This window comes from Erythrobacter sp. HKB08 (assembly GCF_004114695.1).
Taxonomy (GTDB): Bacteria; Pseudomonadota; Alphaproteobacteria; order Sphingomonadales; family Sphingomonadaceae; genus Parerythrobacter_A.
On record NZ_CP035310.1, the window covers coordinates 1,644,033 to 1,663,232 of the forward strand.

A 19,200-nucleotide genomic window follows, 5' to 3' on the forward strand; every position below is an offset into this window, starting at 1 on the left:
ATGGAATTCTCGCCCACTGCACTTGCTCTGATCGGCCTGCTCCTCGCCGCATGGACGGTGGGAGCCGCGTGGCTGATGATTTCAGCCGGTGCCAAGTCTTCGCGTGCCGAGGGTAGCCGCAAGGCCGCACGCCGCATGGCCCGCATGATCGACGAGGCACCGGCGATCCCGCTGTTGGTGCGAGCCGACGGGCGGATCGAAGCCTCCGACCGGCTGGCGGGCTGGCTCGGCATGGACAAGTTGCCGCGCTACCTGTCCGAACTCAACGGCGGCCCCGGTGTCGGCCTGTCGACCAAGCAGCTCGCCGAACTGACCGACAAGGTACAGCGCGCGCAGAAGACCGCCGCTCCCTTCCAGATGGCGCTCAACGTGCCCGGTTCGGACCGCACGCTCGCAATGAAGGGCGCGCTCGCTGATTCGCAGATTTCGCCAGGCGGTGCAGCGCTCGTCTGGGTGTTCGATTTCAGCGAGAGCCAGAACGAGCTTTCCAAGCTGCGCGAAGATGCGGCGCGGGCCAGAGGCGACTTCGCCGCGCTCGTCGGCCTGATCGAAGCCGCCCCGCTGCCCATGTGGTTCCGTGGGCCGGATGCGAAGATCAGGCTGGTCAACCAGGCCTATGTCGACGCGGTAGCCGGGGCCAATGCCGACCAGGTCGTCGAGGAACAGATCGAGCTGATCGAGAAGGTCGACGGGCTCGACGCGGCGCAGATCGCGCAGCAGGCAGCCGAACAGGATATGCCGATCGAGCGCATCGTCACCGCCACGATCGGCGGCCAGCGCCGTTCGCTCAAGGTCAGCGACCTGCCGCTCGGCAAGGAGGGCGTCGCCGGATACGCCGTCGATATCGAGGAAATGGAAGAGCAGGCGCGCGAATTCCGCGCTTTTCGCGAAGCGCAGCGCTCGATGCTCGACCAGCTGTCCGTCGGCGTCGGACAGTTCGATGCGAAGCACCGCCTGGTCTTCGCCAACCAGCCGTTCCGCCGGACGTTCAAGTTGCACAGCGGCTCGGTCGCGCAGGGCCTCGACTTCGCGCGCTTCCTCAACGACGCGCGCGAGAACGGAACGACGCCGGAAGTGCGCGACTTCCCCGCTTGGCGCGAAGAGCATGTCCAGTGGTTCGCAAGCGGCGAAGCACAGGAAGAGCGCTGGCCGCTGTCCGACGGCACTCACCTGCGCATTGTTGCCCAGCCATTGCCGGATGGCGGGCTGGTGCTCATTGCGGAGGACCAGACCGAGCAGCTCGCCCTTTCCGCCACGCGCGACACGCTGCTCCGCACGCGGACGGCGACATTCGACAGCCTGTTCGAAGCGCTCGCGGTGTTCGCGCCCGATGGGCACTTGCAATTGTGGAACCGCAGTTTCGCAGGAACCTGGGGGCTCGAGCCGGAAATGCTCGACGCGCATCCTTCGGCAGAAGACCTTCTCGAGGCAATCGCGCCCAATCTCGCAAAGTCGAAGCAAGCCAAGGGCATTGGCGAGGTCATCCGCTCCGCCACGCTCGACCGGCGCGAGAAGGCCGGGCGGATCGCGCTCGCCGACGGACGCACGCTCGAATTCGCCGGCGTGCCGCTTCCGGATGGAAACAGCCTGCTGACCGTGCTCGACGTGACTGCGAACGAGCAGGCCGAAACCGCGCTGCGCGAACGCGCGGTGGCTCTGGAAGAGGCGGATGCGGTGAAGACCCGCTTCCTCGCCAACATGTCCTACGAATTCCGCACGCCGCTCACCTCGATCGGCGGCTTCGCGGAACTGCTTCAGAGCGGCGCTGCGGGCGACATGAGCGAGCAGGCGGGCGAATATATCCAGGCGATCATCGAATCCGTCGCGCGCCTGACCGAGCAGGTCGAGAACGTGCTCGACCTGTCGCAGAGCGAGGCAGGCCTGCTTCCGCTCGCTAAGGAAAAATTCGAGCTGATGCCCTTCGTCACCGAAACGGTCCGCTCGCGTGAAGAGGCGATTGTCGGAGGAGGCCTTAGCCTCGACCTGCGCGGCAGCAAGGCTAGCGGGCGGATCGAGGCCGACCGCCGCCAGCTTGGCCGCGCGCTCGGCCACCTGCTCGACAATGCCATCGCCGCGACCCAGAAGGGCGGCAAGATCCTCGTCGACCTGTCGAAGAAGGACGGGCAGACACGGATCGTCGTGTCCGACAACGGTCGCGGCATGACCAAGGACGAACTCGCAAGCGCGATGGGCAAGCTGCCCCCGGCAGGTGGCGACAAGCGGCAGGGCCTCGGCATCCCGCTCGCGCGCCAGCTGGTCGAGGCGCATGGCGGTACGCTCGAAATCATGTCGCGCCGGGGCGAGGGAACCTCTGCGGTCATCACCCTGCCGTGAGTATCGAACTGCCCGATCTCGAAGCGATGGACGCGCTCGCGGCGAAAATCGCCCGGCGTCTGCGTCCCGGCGATGTCGTCGCGCTTCAGGGCACGCTCGGGACCGGAAAGACGACGCTTGCACGCGCGATCCTGCGGCATCTCGGGCTCGAAGGCGAAGTGCCGTCTCCGACCTTCACCATTATCGAAACCTACGACCCGCCGGCGGTTAGCCTGCCGGTCGTCCATGCCGACTTCTACCGTCTCGAAACGCCAGACGAGGCGGAAGAGATCGGCCTCGACGATTACCGTGATGGCGCCGCGCTGCTCGCCGAGTGGCCCGACAAGGCGGGCGGCTTCTGCCATGAGGCAGGCTGCCTCTCCGTCACGCTGGAATTTGCGGAGAAGGGTCGGATTGCGATTGTCGAGCCGGGGGCTGATTGGGTATCGCGCTGGCCATGAGCGATTTGCCCGAAGGTCTTGAATCCTTTCTCGCTTCCGCCGGCTGGGGCGGGGCGGAAATCGAACCCATTCCGGGCGATGCGTCGTTCCGCCGCTATTTCCGCATCCGCGACGGCGAACGCAAAGCGATGCTCATGCATGCGCCTCCGCCGCACGAGGACCCGAAGCCGTTCATCGACGTGGCGCGCTATCTCCAGCAGCACGGCCAGCGGGCACCCGAGCTTTACGCCGAAGCGCCGGGCGAAGGCTGGGTGCTTACCGAGGATTTCGGCAACGACCGGATGCGCGACTGGCTCGACGAGAACCCGCAGGGCGAAGAACCCGCCTATGCAGAGGCGATCGACGCGCTCGTCCGCCTGCACGACCAGCCTCCGGGCGAATTCGCGCCCTACGACATGCCGACTTACATGCGCGAAGTGCAGCTGCTGACCGAGTGGTACTGCCCGCACATGAAGCTCGACGTCGATACGGCCGCTTTCGACGCTGCATGGCAGGAGGCGCTTGCGCCGCTACTCGACCGCCAGCGGCCCGGGGTGACCGTTCTGCGCGATTACCATGCGGAAAACATCATGCTGCTCGATCCGTCCTCGGACGGACGCGGCGAGCAGGGGCTGATCGATTTCCAGGACGCGCTGGTCGGTCATGCGGCCTACGATATCGTCTCGCTGCTGCAGGATGCGCGGCGCGACGTGTCGCTCGGCCTCGAACGCAGCATGCTCGACCGCTATCTGGCCAAGGCCAATGCACCCGACGAATTCGAAGCGGACTATGCGCGGCTCGGTGCGCAGCGCAATGCCAAGATAGTCGGCATCTTCACCCGGCTCGCCAAGCGCGACGGCAAGCAGCGCTATCTCGCGATGATCCCGCGCGTATGGGAAGCGATGGAGCGGGATCTTGCCCATCCGGCACTCGGGCCCGTCGCACGCTGGTTCGAGGCGAACATCCCGCAGAACATCCGCGACACTTTCGGCGGTGAAATCCGGTGAGCGGCCTCGTTTCCGACACCGCGATGGTCATGGCGGCCGGCCTCGGCAAGCGGATGCGTCCGCTGACAGCGACCCAGCCGAAGCCACTTGTCCGCGTCGGTGGGAAGCCGCTGATCGACCACACGCTCGACCGCCTTGCGGAAGCGGGCGTCGGCAAGGCTGTCGTCAACGTCCACTACCTCGCCGATGCGCTCGAGGCGCATGTCCGCGAGCGGGCGAAGCCAAGCGTGCTCATTTCGGACGAGCGCGATGCGCTGCTCGAAACCGGCGGCGGGATGATCAAGGCGCAATCGCACCTGCCCGATCCGTTCTTCTGCCTGAACTCGGACAATATCTGGCTCGAAGGGCCGCGCAGCGCCTTCCACGACCTGTCCGCACGTTGGGACCCGGACGCGATGGACGCGTTGCTGCTACTCGTCCCGCATGCCCGCGCGGCGAACTTCGCGGGCAAGGGCGACTTCCACATGGACCCAACAGGCCGCCTTGCGCGCCGCCGCTCGGGACGAATTGCGCCGTTCATCTACACCGGCATCCAGCTCGTCAGCCACCGGCTGCTGCGCGATGCGCCGGAAGGCAAGTTCTCGACCAACGTCCTGTGGAACCGGGCGATGGAAGAAGAACGGCTGTTCGGTACGGCCTTCACCGGACACTGGTTCGAAGTCGGTACGCCCGAGGCGATCAAGCCGACCGAGGACGCGCTCAAGCGTGTCTGAAGCAGCAAGGCCCAACGTCTATTCCATCGCCGCACACCGCGGTTTTGCCGATGCACTGGTTGCAGGGCTCGTCCCGCGCTACTCCGATGCGGAGCTCGGCCTTGCACGGCTGACGCTGCTGCTGCCGAGTTCGCGCGCCATGCGCACGGTGCAGGAAGCGCTGATCCGTCATTACGGTGCCGAGGGGCGCGAGGGCATGCTGATGCCGCGCATGATTGCGGTCGGCGATCTCGACCTCGACGAAGCGCTCGGGCCGCTGCTCGACCCGCTGGGCGCTGCCGACATCCCCCCGGCGGTCGATCCGACCTATCGCTGGCTGAGGCTCGCCCACCTGCTGCGCGACGAGCTGGGCAAGGATGCTCCGAGCGGCGCGCCGCTGTTCCGGCAGGCGCAGGAACTCGCGCAGACGATGGACCGGCTGCTGGTCGAAGGCATCGGACCGGAGGAATTGTTGTCCGAACGCGTGCTCGACCTCGTCGACGACCTTTCGGACCACTGGAAGAAATCGCTTCGCACATTCGCACGAATGCAGGTGCGCTGGCTTGCGGAGCTCGACGAGCTTGAGCGGCTCGACACTGCCAGCCGTCGCAACCGGCTGTTCGACCATGCAGCGAAGCACTGGCGCGAGAGGCCGCCGCAAAATCCGGTCGTCGCGGCGGGCGTGACGAGTTCGTCGCCGTCGCTCGCGCGCTTGCTGAAAGTCGTCTCGCTGTTGCCCGAAGGCGCGGTCGTCCTGCCGGATTTCGACCTCACGATGGATGGTGCGACCTGGGAGGAGCTGGGCGGCGCGGGTGCGGAGGCCGATGCGCCGTTCGAGCGCGGCGATGCCGTTACCCATCCGCAATACCATCTCAAGCTGTTGCTCAACCGTATGGGTATTGCCCGCGAGGAAGTGCAGCCGTGGCATCGCAAGGGCATCGGCGCCGCTCCGCCCGAGCGCAGTCATGCCGTCTCGAACCTCTTCCTGCCGCCCGAGGCGAGCAAGGCCTGGGTCGGTCTCGAAGCGCGCAAACGCCGCCTCTCGGGCATGCGCCTGATGGAAACCGCCAATCCGGAAGAGGAGGCGCAGGCGATCGCGCTGCTCGTGCGCGAGGCGCTGGACGAGCCGGAAAAGCGCGTTTCGGTCGTGACGCCGGATCGCTCGCTTGCGCGCCGTATCGTGCATCATCTTCGCCGGTGGAATGTCGAGGCGGACGATTCCGCCGGCCAGCCGCTCAGCCAGACGCCTGCCGGGCGGCTCCTGTTGCTCGTCGCGGAAGTCCTCGCCGAAAATGCTGCGCCAGTACCGCTCATGGCGTTGCTGCAGCATCCGCTGGTCCGCATGGGCGAGCCGCGCCGCGAGTGGCTGCGTTCCGCTCGCGCGCTGGAGCGGGCACTGCGCGGGCCGCGGCCGTTTCCCGGCCTCGCACCCCTGGCCGACATGGCGGCGGAAGCCGGGCAGGGCGAGTGGTGGAGCGAGGTCGAAGCGATCCTCGCGCCGCTGCTTGCAGTGGGCGAGGATACGGACCTCGCCGACCTGCTCGACGTTCTCGCTTCGACGGGCGAGGCGCTATGCGGCGATGCCTTGTGGTCGCGCGAGGATGGCCGCGATCTCGCGCGTTTCGTCGAGGAACTTCGCCTACAGGCGCGCCGTGCACCGATCTCGCTGCCGGTCGACGATGCCCATGTCGTGCTGCGCGAGCGGATGGACATGCAGGCGGTGCGCCCTCCCTATGGCGGTCATCCGCGCGTCGCGATCTACGGCTTGCTCGAATCGCGCATGACGCGCGCCGATCTGGTGATCTGCGCAGGGTTGAACGAGGGAAGCTGGCCTGCGACACCTACGATTGATCCGGTCCTTGCACCGCCCGTCTTGCGACGGCTTGGCGTGCCGGGGGCCGATTTCCGTATCGGGCTCGCCGCGCATGACCTCGCAAGCCTGATGGGCGCGCCGGAAGTTGTTCTGAGCCGCGCCCAGCGCGATGCGGCAGGCCCGGCCATCCCGTCGCGATTCTGGCTGCGGACGAAGGCGCTGCTCGGCGAGAAGCTGGCGCGCGACCATGCCGAGACTCGCGCAGTCGAGCTCGCCAGGGCGCTCGACAAGCCGGCGAAGGCCATCCGCTACGAGCAGCCGGCACCCATGCCGAATGCCGAACAGCGCAAGCAGGACATCAGCGTCACCGCGCTCGATCGCCTGCGCTCGGATCCGTACCAGTTCTATGCGTCGAACATCCTCAGGCTAGCCCAGCTCGACGCGCTCGATGCCGAGCCGACGCCAGCGTGGCTGGGCATCGCCGCCCACGCGATCCTCGAGAAGTGGCACAAGACCGGTCGCCCGATGGGCGAGATCGCCGACGAGGAACTGGCCGAAATGAATGCGCACCCCTTGATGCGTGCGCTGTGGCAGCCGCGCCTGATGCGTGCTCTCGAATGGGTAGAGCAAACCATCGGCGAATACGACGACCGCAAGCCCACACTGTTCGAAGCGTGGGGCGAGATGGATGTGCGCGGGGTCACCATCGAGGGCAAGGTCGACCGGATCGACACGATGGAAGGCGGGGAACTGGCCATCGTCGACTACAAGACCGGCGGTCCGCCGAGTGGGTCGCAAGTCGAGGCGGGCTATGCGCTCCAGCTGGGTACCATCGGGCTGATGGCGCAGAATGGTGCATTCGGCTCGCTGACCGGGACACCTCTTCGCTTCGAATACTGGTCGCTCGCCAAATCGAGCAAGAGCCCGACCGGCTTCGGCTATGTCAGCAGCCCGGTGAAAGACGGGCGCAATCGCGCGTCGATGGAGCCTGAGGAGTTCCTGCCGAAAACAGAGTACTTCCTTCACGATGCGCTCGATAAATGGATACTCGGTAGCGAGCCGTTCACTGCGCGCGAAAATCCGGATGCCAAGGTTTACAACACCTACGACCAGCTGATGCGGCTCGAGGAATGGCTGGGGCGCGAGACATGAGCGGCAAGGTCTATCCCCTCTCCCCCAACCAGTCGGCGGCGGTCGAACCGCTCGATAGCGTCTGGCTTTCCGCCTCTGCCGGGACAGGCAAGACGCAGGTGCTGTCGGCGCGGGTTCTGCGACTGTTGCTGCAGGAGGATGTCGACCCCTCGCAGATCCTCTGCCTGACTTTCACCAAGGCGGGCGCGGCGGAAATGGCGAACCGCGTGAGCGAGGTGCTCGCAGGCTGGGTGCGCATGCCGGACGAAGTGCTCGGTAAGGACCTGCTCGCCATTGGCGCGCGCAACGATGCGGCAACGATCAGCCGCGCGCGGGGTCTCTTCGCCTGCGTGCTCGATTGCCCGGGCGGCGGGCTGCGGATCGATACGATCCATGCCTTCTCGCAGTGGCTCCTCTCCGCTTTCCCCGAAGAAGCAGGCCTGCGCCCCGGCACGCGCGCGATGGAGGACCGCGACCGCGAGGTGCTGGCCCAGCAAGTGCTTTCCGACATGCTGGTCGAATGGCAGCGCGATGGCGAGACGGAGATGCTCGATGCGCTCGCCGACCTCTCCATTCGCATGGGTCCGGGCGAGGCGCGGGCATGGATGCTCCGCTGCGGAGAGGCGCGCGACCTGTGGTTCGGCGCGGGTGGCTGGCAGGACGATCTCGAGCCTCGCTTGCGCGGGGTGCTCGGCATTCCCGCGGATGCGGACGAGAGCGATCTCGCACAGCTGTGTTCGGACGAGGCCTTCGACGTCGCATCGCTGCGTGCCTGTATCGCCGACCTCGAGGCATGGGGGACGGCGACGGCGGACAAGGGGATCGCCTCGATCAACGCATGGCTCAGCCTGGAGCCGGCGGATCGGCTGGAATCGCTGCACATCCTGTCGAACGACTTCTTCAAGAAAGCGGATTTCGAGACTCCCGATCGCGGCGCATCGCGCGGCGAGCAGATCGAGAAGAAAGCTCCCGGTTATATCGCGCATACCGAGGCGGTCAGCCGCTCGCTCGATACCGTGTTCGAGCTGCGCAATGCGCTGCAACTGGTTGCGTGGCTCGCACCCGCGCTGCGCATCGGGCGGCGCTTTGCGCTCAAATGGGACGAGGCGAAGAAACGCGAAGGCTTCGTCGATTTCGACGACCTGATCCGCAATGCTGCAGGGCTTCTCTCGCGCGCGGACATGGCGGACTGGATCCGCTTCAAGCTCGACCGGCGCTTCGACCATATCCTCGTCGACGAGGCGCAGGATACCAATGCGGCGCAGTGGCTCATCATCAAGAAGCTGGCGGAGGAATTCTACGCCGGGAAGGGCCAGCGCGACGGCAAGATGCGCACGGTCTTCGTCGTCGGCGATTACAAGCAGGCCATCTTCCGCTTCCAGGGGACCAGCCCGGAGAATTTCGAGGCGGCGAAGCGCTATTTCGAGAAGGAAATGGCCGAGGCCGCGAAGAATGCGGCGCAGCTGCGCGAGAATATCGACGCGCGCGAATTGCAGGACCTCGATCTCGACCGGTCCTATCGCACTTCGCAGCCGATCCTCGATTTCGTCGATAAGGCGATAGCTTCCATCGGGCCGCGCAATATCGGGCTCAAGGAAGACCCGCCGAAGCACGAAGGCGCTACCGACAGGCCAGGCGAGGTCGTGCTGTGGAAGCCGGTCTCGATGATCCCGGATGAGGACGAGGAGGAAGAGGAGCCGGAAGAGCGCCAGCAGTGGATATCGCCGCCCGAGCGCCTGATGGCCGACAAGCTGGCCGAGCAGGTCCGGTGCTGGCTCGACGAAGGCTATCCGCTCTTCAAGGGCGAGAAGCGCAATGCCGGGCCGGGCGACATCATGATCCTTGTGCGCAAGCGGCGCGAGCTTGCCGGGCTGATCGTCGCGCGGCTTCATGCGGCCGGCATCCCGGTGGCCGGTGTCGACCGCCTGCGCATCGGCGCGCCGCTCGCCGTGCAGGACCTGATGGCGGCACTGCGTTTCGCCGCCCAGCCGCTCGACGATCTCAACCTTGCGAACCTGCTTGTCTCGCCGCTGGGCGGGTGGTCGCAGGATGACCTGCTCGAACATGGCTACCGCGCAAAGAACGTGCGGCTGTGGGACCACGTCCGCAAGAGCGAGCATCCCTTTGCGATGGCGACTACGGAGCGGCTGCGCGACCTGTTGCGTCGGGCCGATTTCGAGCCCGTGCAGGCATTGCTGCACTGGATCCTCGTCGGGCCTTGGCAGGGTCGGCGCAATCTCGTCGCGCGATTGGGCGGCGAGGCGAACGACCCGATCGACGAGCTACTCAATGCCGCGCAAGCCTTCGCCAGCGCGCATACGCCGAGCCTTCAGGGCTTCATCCGCTGGTTCGATGCAGGCGAGGGCGAGTTGAAGCGCGAGGCGGGCGAGAGCAGCGGCCTCGTGCGCGTGATGACGGTACATGGCTCGAAAGGCCTGCAGGCGCCGATCGTGATCCTTGCGGACGCGGTGGGCGATCCCGACCGCTCGCTCTCAAGTCCGCTGGAGCTGCCGGACGGAGATCGCTCGGTCCCCATCCCGGCATTGAGCGCCAGGGACAGCATACCGCGGATCGAAGATGCGAAAGCGGCTGCGGCTGCCGAAGAGCGCGAGGAGCATTGGCGCCTCCTCTACGTCGCGATGACGCGGGCGGAGGAGGCGCTGTTCCTCGGCGGCGCGCTGCTGAGCAAGGAAAAGGCTCCGGCGCCCGATAGCTGGCATGCCCGGCTCGAGCCTCTGTTCGACGGCGATCCCGAGGACGATCCGATCTGGGGCTATCGAAGAACCCATGGTGCGCGCGGGGAAGCACACACGGGCCTCGTCCCGAGCGAACGCGAGGACGTGACCGCCGAGCTTCCCGACTGGGCGACGCGTCCCATCGGGCCGGAACCGCGCCCGCCGCGACCGCTCGCTCCATCGGCAGCAGGCGAGGATGCAGGGGCCGACCCGCCTTTGCCTCCCGATATTGCGAAGGAGGCGGCACGCCGCGGTGTGCTCATCCACGCACTACTCGAACGTGTGCCGCAGGTCGCTGCGGCCGATCGCGAGGAGAAGGCGCGGCAATGGCTTGCGAAGCAGGCGGACGACCTCGGCGAAGAAGCGCGGGAGGAGATGCTGCAATCCGCGCTGACGGTGCTCGATACGCCGGAATTCACCGCGATCTTTGCGCCCGATGCACTGGCGGAAATTCCGCTTGCGGCGACGGTCGAAGGGCAGGTCGTGGCAGGGACCGCCGACCGCCTGCTCGTCGAAGAAAAGTGCGTCACCGTAGTCGATTTCAAGACCGCACGGCGCCCTCCGTCTACTCTGGCGGAGGTGCCACAAACCACGATCCGCCAGATGGCGGCCTATGCCGCGGCGCTCGAAAGGATCTATCCGGGGCGCGAGGTTCGCGCGGCCGTTCTCTACACGCAAACCCCGCAATTGATTGCGATTCCCGCCGCCATGCTGGCCGAAGGGAAGGGCGCGTTGTCCACAACGCAGGAAAGCTATCCGCCCGAAAGCGTTGAGTAACCGATGCCTGCCTCTACATAGGCTGCAACAGCAAACAGGAGATTCCCCATGGCGACCGTCAACGTCACCGATGCGAGCTTCCAGTCGGACGTGCTCGAATCCGAAACCCCCGTCCTCGTCGATTTCTGGGCCGAATGGTGCGGCCCCTGCAAGATGATCGCCCCCGCGCTCGAGGAAATCAGCGACGAGCTTTCGGGCCAGGTGAAGATCGCCAAGATGGACATCATGGAAAACACCGGCGTGCCGGGTGAGATGGGCGTCCAGTCGATCCCGCTGATGGTCCTGTTCAAGGGCGGCAAGCCGGTCGCGCAGAAGCTTGGCGCTGCACCGAAAAGCCAGCTCAAGCAATGGCTTGAGAGCGAACTCTAAGCGAGTTTTTCCATTCGCTGCGCCAGCTCGTCCCACAGGGATGGGCTGGCCGCACCGATAAGGCCGGGGCGGTCCCATTCGTCCACCCGGTATTCGCTGCCGTCCGGGCGCGCGACCTTGCCGCCCGTTTCGTTGAGCCAGAGCGCTCCGGCAGCATGATCCCACGGCAGGGTGCGCTCGAACAGCGTTACGTCGTTCTCGCCCAGGGCGAGGCGCGGGTATTGCTCGGCAGCGCAGCGCGGGATGTCGACCAGCGTGTAGTTCGGGGCGATATGCTCCTGAACCTTCTCGCGGCGCCCTTCCTTCATGAACAGCGTCGAGATGCCCGCGATCGGCGGTGTCTGTCCGGTCGAGCGAGCGGACACGGCTTCGCCATCGATCCATGCGCCTTGCCCGCGATGGGCATGGCAGAACCGTTCGGCGAGCGGGTCGTAGATCCAGCCGCTCTGCGTCCGGCCGCCTTCTGCTAGCGCGATCAGGATACCGAAGGGCGCGTGCCCGCCGGCAAAATTGCCGGTTCCGTCGATCGGGTCGATGATCCAGCACTGGCGCGACAATCCCTCGTAGAGCAAGGGATCGGTCTCGCACGCTTCCTCGCCGACGATTGCGAGGCCCGGCATGATCGCCTCGACCCCTTCGGTCAGCGCGATTTCGCTTTCCTTGTCCGCGACGGTGACGAGCTCGTTCTTGCCCTTGTCCTCGATCTCGCTCGCTTCGAGATTGCGGAAGCGCGGCAGGATTATGTCGCGCGACACCCGCTGCATCAGCGCGAGCACGGCTTTGTCGATGGTTTTCACGAGCGATAGTCCGCGTTGATCGAGATGTATCCGTGGGTGAGATCGCAGGTCCAGACTTTCGCGCGGCCTTCGCCGATGCCGAGGTCAACCTCTATGCCGATCTCGTCGCCCTTGAGGTGCTGCGCGACCGGAGCCTCGTCGTAATCCGGCACGGGTAGCCCGTCGCGTGCGGCCCAGGTGCCGCCGAAACCGATCGAGAGCTTGTCGCGGTCGGCCGGTTCGCCTGCCTTGCCCACTGCCATGACGACGCGGCCCCAGTTGGCGTCCTCCCCGGCGATGGCGGTCTTCACGAGCGGCGAGTTGGCGATCGAAAGCGCGACCTTGTGCGCGCTTTCATCGGATGCTGCACCGGTCACCGCGATCTCGATAAGCTTGCTCGCCCCTTCGCCGTCGCGGACGACCAGCTGTGCGAGCCGGCGGCACACGTCGTTCAGGGCTGCAGCGAAGGCGTCAGCGCCCGCATCGTCGAAACTCGCAAGCGGCGCGTTCCCAGCCTTGCCGGTCGCAAACGCAAGCACCGTGTCACTGGTCGAGGTGTCGCTGTCGACCGTGATGCAGGAAAAGCTCGAGCGGTTCGCATCGGACAGCAATTGCTGGAGGAATGCCGGTTCAACCGCCGCGTCGGTGAAAATGTAGCCGAGCATGGTCGCCATGTCGGGCGCGATCATGCCGCTGCCCTTGATGATCGCTGCAATCTCGACCCGCGTGTCGCCGATGATCGCCGAGGCATGCGCGCCCTTGGAGAAGGTATCGGTCGTCCCGATTGCGTTCGCCGCCTCTTCCCAACCGACCGGTTCGGAGCCGAGCACGGCGGCAACGCCTTCGCGCGCCTTGTTCTTGGGCAGGGGTACGCCGATCACCCCGGTCGAGGAAACGAACACCTGGCTGCTCTCGCACCCGAGATGCGCGGCGACCTGGTCCATGATCTGCTCGACCGCCTCGCGCCCGCGATAGCCGGTGAAGGCGTTGGAGTTGCCTGCATTCACGATGAGTGCGCGCGCGTGGCCCGATTTGACCTGCTCGCGACCCATTTCGACTTCGCTCGACGGGCACGCGCTCTTGGTGAAAACGCCCGCGACCGCGGTACCTTCAGCCAGCTCGGCATAGGTCAGGTCGGCACGGTCCCAGTTCTTGTATCGCGCCCGCGCCGTGCGCAGCGTCACGCCGTCGATCTGCGGCATTTCCGGGAAGGGCAGGGCAAGCGGGGAGCGTTCGAGGTCCATGCGGCCTCGTATGGTTCGCGCCCCTTGACCGCAAGCGGCAATATGCAAGTACGCGCGGCCAGATCTCGCGATGTGCGGAGTACGAGGATCGGGAGGAACGCTTTTGTTGAACCTCCTTGCGCGCAGCTAGACTTGCCCCTGCGCCGACCCTATATGCGCCTGCGATGCTTCGCCGTCTTCTAACCTGCCTTGCGCTTATCACGGGCCTCGCCGCTTCCGGCGCGCCTGCGCATGCCGGTGTGGTGGAAATGGCGGCAGAACGGGTTGCCAGCTTCGAACAGCAGGCCACCGGCGAGAGCTCGGCCCATGTCGTAGCTGCCACGCCCGACGTTGCCGCCGTTGCCGAAGTTCCGGTCGCAGCGCGCACGGTTTCCGCACCGCGTGTCATCGAGACTGCCCCGGTCCTGATCGGTCCCGACCGCGCGCTCGAATAGCGCGAAGCTTTCGACACAATCCGAATTTCCGGCTGTCCGGCGACCGCGCTCGCCGTGGACGGCATCCCGTCAAGAATCCATTCGAAAGCCCCAAAATGCTCAAAGCACTCGGCAAAACCCTCTTCGGCTCGGCCAACGACCGCTATGTGAAGTCCATCGGCAAGGTCGTCGAGCAGATCAACGCGCTCGAACCGCAAATCCAGGAGCTCACCGACGAGGAGCTCAAGGCGCAGACCGACAAGTTCCGCCAGCAGCTCGCCGACGGTCAGACGCTCGACGACATCCTGCCCGAAGCTTTCGCCACCGTGCGCGAGGCATCGATCCGCGTGCTCGGCATGCGCCACTTCGACGTCCAGATGATCGGCGGCATCGTGCTCCACCGCGGCGAGATCGCCGAGATGCGCACGGGTGAGGGCAAGACGCTGGTTGCGACCCTTGCGACCTATCTCAACGCGATCGAAGGCAAGGGCGTCCACGTCGTCACCGTGAACGACTACCTCGCCCGCCGCGACGCGGAATGGATGGGCCAGCTGCACAATTTCCTCGGCCTGACGGTCGGCGTGATCGTGCCCAACCTCAACGAGTTCGAGCGCCGCGAGGCCTACGCCTCGGACATCACCTACGGCACGAACAACGAGTTCGGCTTCGATTACCTGCGCGACAACATGAAGCACGAGCGCAGCCAGATGGTGCAGCGCCCCTTCAACTTCGCGATCGTCGATGAAGTCGACTCGATCCTGATCGACGAAGCGCGCACCCCGCTGATCATCTCCGGCCCGACCGAGGACAAGTCCGACCTCTACGTCGCGCTCGACGAGATCGTGAAGAAGGTGCCGGAAGACTGGTACGAGAAGGACGAGAAGACCAAGAACATCTCGTGGACCGAGGACGGCATCGAACAGGCCGAGCAAATGCTCAAGGATGCCGGCCTCCTCGAGACCGACAACCTCTACGACGTCGAGAACACCCAGGTCGTCCACCACCTCGACCAGGCGCTCAAGGCGAACATCATGTTCAAGCGCGACACGGACTACATCCTGAAGGACGACAAGGTCGTCATCATCGATGAGTTCACCGGCCGCATGATGGATGGCCGCCGCTGGTCGAACGGCCTGCACCAGGCGGTCGAAGCGAAGGAAGGGGTCAAGATCGAGCCCGAGAACCAGACGATGGCCTCGATCACCTTCCAGAACTACTTCCGCATGTATCCCAAGCTGTCCGGCATGACCGGTACCGCCGCGACCGAGGCGGGCGAGTTCTGGGAAATCTACAAGATGAACGTCGTCACGATCCCGACCCACAAGCCGGTGTCGCGCATCGACGAGGAAGACGAGTTCTACAAGAACACTGCAGACAAATTCCAGGCGATCGCCAAGGCGATCCGCGAGAAGAACGAGATCGGCCAGCCGGTCCTCGTCGGCACCGTGTCGATCGAGAAGTCGGAACTGCTCAGCCAGTATCTCGACAAGGAAGGGGTGAAGCACGAGGTGCTCAACGCCCGCCAGCACGAGCGCGAGGCGCATATCGTGGCGCAGGCGGGCCGCCTCGGTGCGGTCACCATCGCGACCAACATGGCCGGGCGCGGCACCGACATCCAGCTGGGCGGCAACCTCGAGTTTCGTATCGAGGACGAAACTGGCCAGATGGAAGATGGTCCGGAAAAGGACGCCGCGATCGCGCGGATCAAGGAAGAGGTCGCAGGCGAGAAGAAGAAGGTGCTCGAAGCGGGCGGCCTGTTCGTGCTCGGCACCGAGCGTCACGAAAGTCGCCGCATCGACAACCAGCTGCGCGGCCGTTCGGGCCGTCAGGGCGACCCGGGCCTCAGCCGTTTCTACCTTTGCCTGGAAGACGACCTGCTGCGCATCTTCGGGCCGGACACGCTGTTCGCCAAGATGATGAACTCGAACCTCGAGGACGGCGAGGCGATCGGTTCGCGCTGGCTCTCCAAGGCCATCGAGACTGCGCAGAAAAAGGTCGAGGCGCGCAACTACGACATCCGCAAACAGGTCGTCGAATACGACGACGTGATGAACGACCAGCGCAAGGTCATCTACGAACAGCGCGCGGAGATCATGGACAGCGAGGCGGTCGACGATGTGGTCGTCGACATGCGCCACGATGCGATCCAGGCACTGGTCTACGAACACTGCCCGCCGGGGTCCTATCCCGAGCAGTGGAACGTCGAAGGGCTGAAGGAAAAGGTCGAGGAGGTGCTCGGCCTTACCCCGCCGCTCGACCAGTGGCTGGAAGAAGACCAGGTCGAACCGGAAATCATCGAGGAACGCTTGCGCCAGCAGACCGACGAGATCATGGAGCGCAAGTTCGCCAATGCCGAACCGGGCATCTGGCGCCGGGTCGAGAAGTCGATCCTGCTCGACCGTCTCGACCACCACTGGAAGGAACACCTCGCAACGCTCGACGCGCTGCGCCAAGTCGTCTTCCTGCGTGCCTATGCGCAGAAGCAGCCGATCAACGAGTACAAGCAGGAAGCCTTCAGCCTGTTCGAGAAGATGCTCGACACGCTGCGCGAGGACGTCACCGGCATTCTCGTAAAGAGCGAGCTGCGCGTGCCCGAGCCGCCGAAGGAAAAGCTGCCCGACCTGCCGGACTTCCTGACCGGCCACATCGATCCGCTGACCGGCCTCGACAATTCGAACGACGGCGATGGCTCCGAAGGCCAGGAAGCGCAGTTCGGCGCGCTCGCGGGTAGCCCGCGTGCGGCAGCAGGACCGGGCGGCGCATTCGTCGAGGATCCCTACAAGGACCAGAACATCAGTCGCAATGCGCTGTGCCCTTGCGGCTCGGGCAACAAGTACAAGCACTGCCACGGCGCGATGCGCTGAGCAGCTGCGCCCGGCTTGAATTCCGCCAGTGACCGCGCTGCGCCCCTGACCGGGGTCAGCCGGTCGCAGCGGCAAATACCGTCATGAATGCTTCTCGGCGCAGGATTCGCGCCCTGTTGGCTGCTGCCGGTCTATCGGGACCGGCGGACCGGGCAGGGACGCCAGTTCGGCGCGCCACAGGCGCACGACCGGGCGAGCAGCCCTAGGGCTGCTGCAAGCTGCTGATTTTCTGGAAAGAAGTGGCTCCCCGAGTTGGATTCGAACCAACGACCAAGTGATTAACAGTCACCTACTCTACCGCTGAGCTATCGGGGAGCAGCCTTGTCGGCAGGGGTGCGCCTATATGGGTGGTGAAACGGCTTTGCAAGCCTGTTTTGCAGGGTTTTTCGCTTCAGGTGACAAACTGCTCTGCAACGATGCGTTCGTCGAGCGCATGGCCGGGGTCGAACAGCAGGGTCAGCTCCGAATCGCGGGCGATTTCGATGCTCACCTCGGCGATGTCGCGCACTTCCTTCTGGTCGGCGACGGCGGCCACTGGGCGCTTGTCGGGCTCGAACACGGTGAACTTGATGCTCGACCGGTCGGGCAGGATCGCACCGCGCCAGCGACGCGGGCGGAAGGCGCTGATCGGGGTGAGGGCGAGCAGCTGCGAATCGAGCGGCAGGATCGGACCGTTGGCCGACAGGTTGTAGGCGGTCGAGCCGGCCGGCGTGGAAACCAGTACGCCGTCGCCCACCAGTTCCTTGATCCGCACGCGGTCGTCGACGATCACTTCCATCTTCGCCGTCTGGCGCGTTTCACGCAGCAGCGAGACTTCGTTGATCGCGCATTCGACGTGCTTCTCGCCGTCCTGCGTCACCGCCTCCATGCGCAGGGGAGAAATGCCGATCGAGCGCGAGCGGTTGATCTTGTCGAGCAGTTTCACGCCCGCACGGTACTTGTTCATCAGGAAACCGACGGTGCCGCGATTGATCCCGTAACACGGGATGATCGGCCCCTCGTCGAGCATCTTGTGCAAGGTCGCCAGCATGAAACCGTCGCCGCCGAGGGCCACGACCGCGTCGGCCTCTTCCATCGGCACCCAGTCGCACGAATCCTGCAATTCCTGCGCCGTTTCCTGGGCTTTTGCGGTGTCCGATATGGCCAGGGCCAGTCGCCGGAAGCCGTGATTGCTGCCCATGGGTCCCCTCATTCCCTCGGTGTGCGTAAAGCGGCGCGACCCTATGAATAGCTGTGCCATTTGGCAACGCGTTAGATTTCCTCCGCAAAAAGATGCGGCAAGGGGTTAGGGCAGGATCATGCTAGGACGCAGCCGGATGGATGATGCACGCGAAAGGGACAGCCTGACAGGTCTCGGCGGACCGGCTTTGGCCCGTGAAAAGCTGCTCGCGTGGCAGGAGGGGACGGCGCAGGGCGGACAGCCTGCGCCGGTTCACGCCATGCTGCTGGGGCTCGGGCGGTTCCACACGGTCAACATCGCGTTCGGCGAGGCTAGCGGCGATGGCGCCCTGATCGAGGTCACGCGGCGCATCCAGCACTTCGCCGACGATGAATTCGAGCATGCCGACTGGGCGGTCGTGCGCATGGGCGGCGGGCAGTTCCTGATCCTCGCCCACGAGGCTTGCAGTCGCGAGCGTTGGCAGTGGCTCGGCGAAGCGCTGGCCGATGCCGTGGCGCACCCGATTGCCGACGATGCGGGCGGCGGCTCCATTCGCTTGTGGCCGCGCGTCGCGCTGATCCGCGTCCTGCCGGGTGAGGGGCCTGACCTGATCTTCGACCGGCTCGCGGAAACGCTCGACCGGGCACAGCAGATCCGCGGGCGCCGGGTCCTGTGGGCCGATGGCGAGTGGACCGTTCCCGGTGTTCGTGCGGCGAAGGTCGAAGCGGATTTGCTCGGCGCTCTCGACCGGGGTGAAATTAGCGTTCGCTACCAGCCGCAATTCTCTTTCGGGGATGACCGCCTGTATGGCGCAGAGGCGCTGGCAAGCTGGGAGCATCCGAGCCTCGGCAGGATCGGCGGATCGACGCTGTTCGCCATTGCCGAGCGGGCCGACCATGTCGCGCAGCTGTCGCGCCATATCGCGGCGCAGGCGCTTGCCGGCGCGCTGCACTGGCCGGAGGGGCTGCGCCTGTCTGTGAACGTCACGCCGGCCGACCTTGCAGCCGCCAGCTTCGCGGACGAATTCCTCGCGCTCGTGCGCCGCTCGGGCTTTGCAGCCAGAAGGCTGACGGTCGAGATTACCGAGCAGGTCCTGCTCGGCGATCTTGAGCAGGCGCGAATAAGCCTCGGCAAGCTGAAAGATGCGGGCGTCCGTATCGCGCTCGACGATTTCGGCGCGGGTTTCTGCAACTTCCGCTACCTCAAGATCCTGCCGCTCGACTACATCAAGCTCGACCGCTCGATGATCGACGGCGTGGCGGAGGATCAGCGCGACCTCGAAGTGCTGCGCGGTATCATCGCGATGGCGAAAGCGCTCGGCCTCGACGTGATTGCGGAGGGCATCGAAACCGAAGCCCAGCTCGAGATCGTCCGCAGCGAGGGCTGTTCGAGCTGGCAGGGCTTCCTCGGCGGCAAGGCCGAAGGACGCGCGGTCTTCAACGAAAGAGCGAATACGCCACTCTAGGC

The 19,200-nt window shown here is 65.5% G+C and carries 13 protein-coding genes and 1 tRNA gene; 10 read left to right on the plus strand and 4 right to left on the minus strand.

Annotated features, from left to right (window positions below):
* From EO245_RS07935 to trxA, 7 genes are read left to right on the plus strand one after another with little or no spacing between them, the layout of a single operon-like run.
* Positions 1–2,334 (plus strand): PAS domain-containing sensor histidine kinase, encoded by a 2,334-nt coding sequence (locus EO245_RS07935; protein ID WP_128892415.1) that lies wholly within the window; start codon positions 1–3, stop codon positions 2,332–2,334.
* Positions 2,331–2,774: a tRNA (adenosine(37)-N6)-threonylcarbamoyltransferase complex ATPase subunit type 1 TsaE gene (gene tsaE, locus EO245_RS07940; RefSeq protein ID WP_128892416.1), complete on the plus strand. Its 444-nt coding sequence runs from the start codon at positions 2,331–2,333 to the stop codon at positions 2,772–2,774. The genes EO245_RS07935 and tsaE overlap by 4 nt, the downstream gene beginning before the upstream one ends.
* The gene (locus tag EO245_RS07945) at positions 2,771–3,760 is read left to right on the plus strand and encodes an aminoglycoside phosphotransferase family protein (protein WP_128892417.1); all 990 of its coding nucleotides are present in this window, start codon (positions 2,771–2,773) and stop codon (positions 3,758–3,760) included. Before tsaE ends, EO245_RS07945 begins: the two co-directional genes overlap by 4 nt.
* Complete coding sequence (locus EO245_RS07950; protein WP_128892418.1) at positions 3,757–4,473, plus strand: nucleotidyltransferase family protein; 717 nt, start codon at positions 3,757–3,759, stop codon at positions 4,471–4,473. The genes EO245_RS07945 and EO245_RS07950 overlap by 4 nt, the downstream gene beginning before the upstream one ends.
* Positions 4,466–7,417: a PD-(D/E)XK nuclease family protein gene (locus EO245_RS07955; RefSeq protein WP_128892419.1), complete on the plus strand. Its 2,952-nt coding sequence runs from the start codon at positions 4,466–4,468 to the stop codon at positions 7,415–7,417. Before EO245_RS07950 ends, EO245_RS07955 begins: the two co-directional genes overlap by 8 nt.
* Positions 7,414–10,908 (plus strand): double-strand break repair helicase AddA, encoded by a 3,495-nt coding sequence (gene addA / locus EO245_RS07960; RefSeq protein WP_128892420.1) that lies wholly within the window; start codon positions 7,414–7,416, stop codon positions 10,906–10,908. The genes EO245_RS07955 and addA overlap by 4 nt, the downstream gene beginning before the upstream one ends.
* A gap of 48 nt (positions 10,909–10,956) precedes the next feature.
* Complete coding sequence (gene trxA, locus EO245_RS07965) at positions 10,957–11,277, plus strand: thioredoxin (RefSeq protein WP_128892421.1); 321 nt, start codon at positions 10,957–10,959, stop codon at positions 11,275–11,277.
* On the opposite strand, the gene EO245_RS07970 is transcribed toward trxA, so the two are convergent.
* A complete protein-coding gene (locus tag EO245_RS07970; RefSeq protein ID WP_128893510.1) occupies positions 11,274–12,041 on the minus strand; it encodes an inositol monophosphatase family protein in 768 nt (255 codons plus the stop codon). The two genes, trxA and EO245_RS07970, sit on opposite strands and share 4 nt — an antisense overlap.
* Before the next feature lie 29 nt (positions 12,042–12,070).
* Positions 12,071–13,297 carry a bifunctional glutamate N-acetyltransferase/amino-acid acetyltransferase ArgJ gene (argJ, locus tag EO245_RS07975; protein ID WP_128892422.1) on the minus strand — a complete coding sequence of 409 codons (1,227 nt, stop codon included), beginning with the start codon at positions 13,295–13,297 and terminating at the stop codon, positions 12,071–12,073.
* Positions 13,298–13,461: 164 nt separating this feature from the next.
* Between argJ and EO245_RS07980 the strand changes: the two genes are divergently transcribed.
* Together EO245_RS07980 and secA are read left to right on the plus strand one after the other, a co-directional pair.
* Positions 13,462–13,731: a hypothetical protein gene (locus EO245_RS07980; RefSeq protein ID WP_128892423.1), complete on the plus strand. Its 270-nt coding sequence runs from the start codon at positions 13,462–13,464 to the stop codon at positions 13,729–13,731.
* Between the two features lie 95 nt (positions 13,732–13,826).
* Entirely contained in the window at positions 13,827–16,574 is a 2,748-nt protein-coding gene (secA, locus tag EO245_RS07985) for a preprotein translocase subunit SecA (RefSeq protein ID WP_128892424.1), read from the plus strand.
* Between the two features lie 240 nt (positions 16,575–16,814).
* Here secA and EO245_RS07990 read toward each other — a convergent pair.
* Positions 16,815–16,889 (minus strand) — tRNA-Asn (locus tag EO245_RS07990).
* A 76-nt stretch (positions 16,890–16,965) separates the two neighbouring features.
* Positions 16,966–17,754 (minus strand): NAD kinase, encoded by a 789-nt coding sequence (locus EO245_RS07995; RefSeq protein WP_128892425.1) that lies wholly within the window; start codon positions 17,752–17,754, stop codon positions 16,966–16,968.
* Between the two features lie 136 nt (positions 17,755–17,890).
* On the opposite strand from EO245_RS07995, the gene EO245_RS08000 reads away from it, so the two are divergent.
* Positions 17,891–19,198 carry a bifunctional diguanylate cyclase/phosphodiesterase gene (locus EO245_RS08000; RefSeq protein ID WP_234026852.1) on the plus strand — a complete coding sequence of 436 codons (1,308 nt, stop codon included), beginning with the start codon at positions 17,891–17,893 and terminating at the stop codon, positions 19,196–19,198.
* Positions 19,199–19,200: the final 2 nt, after the last annotated feature.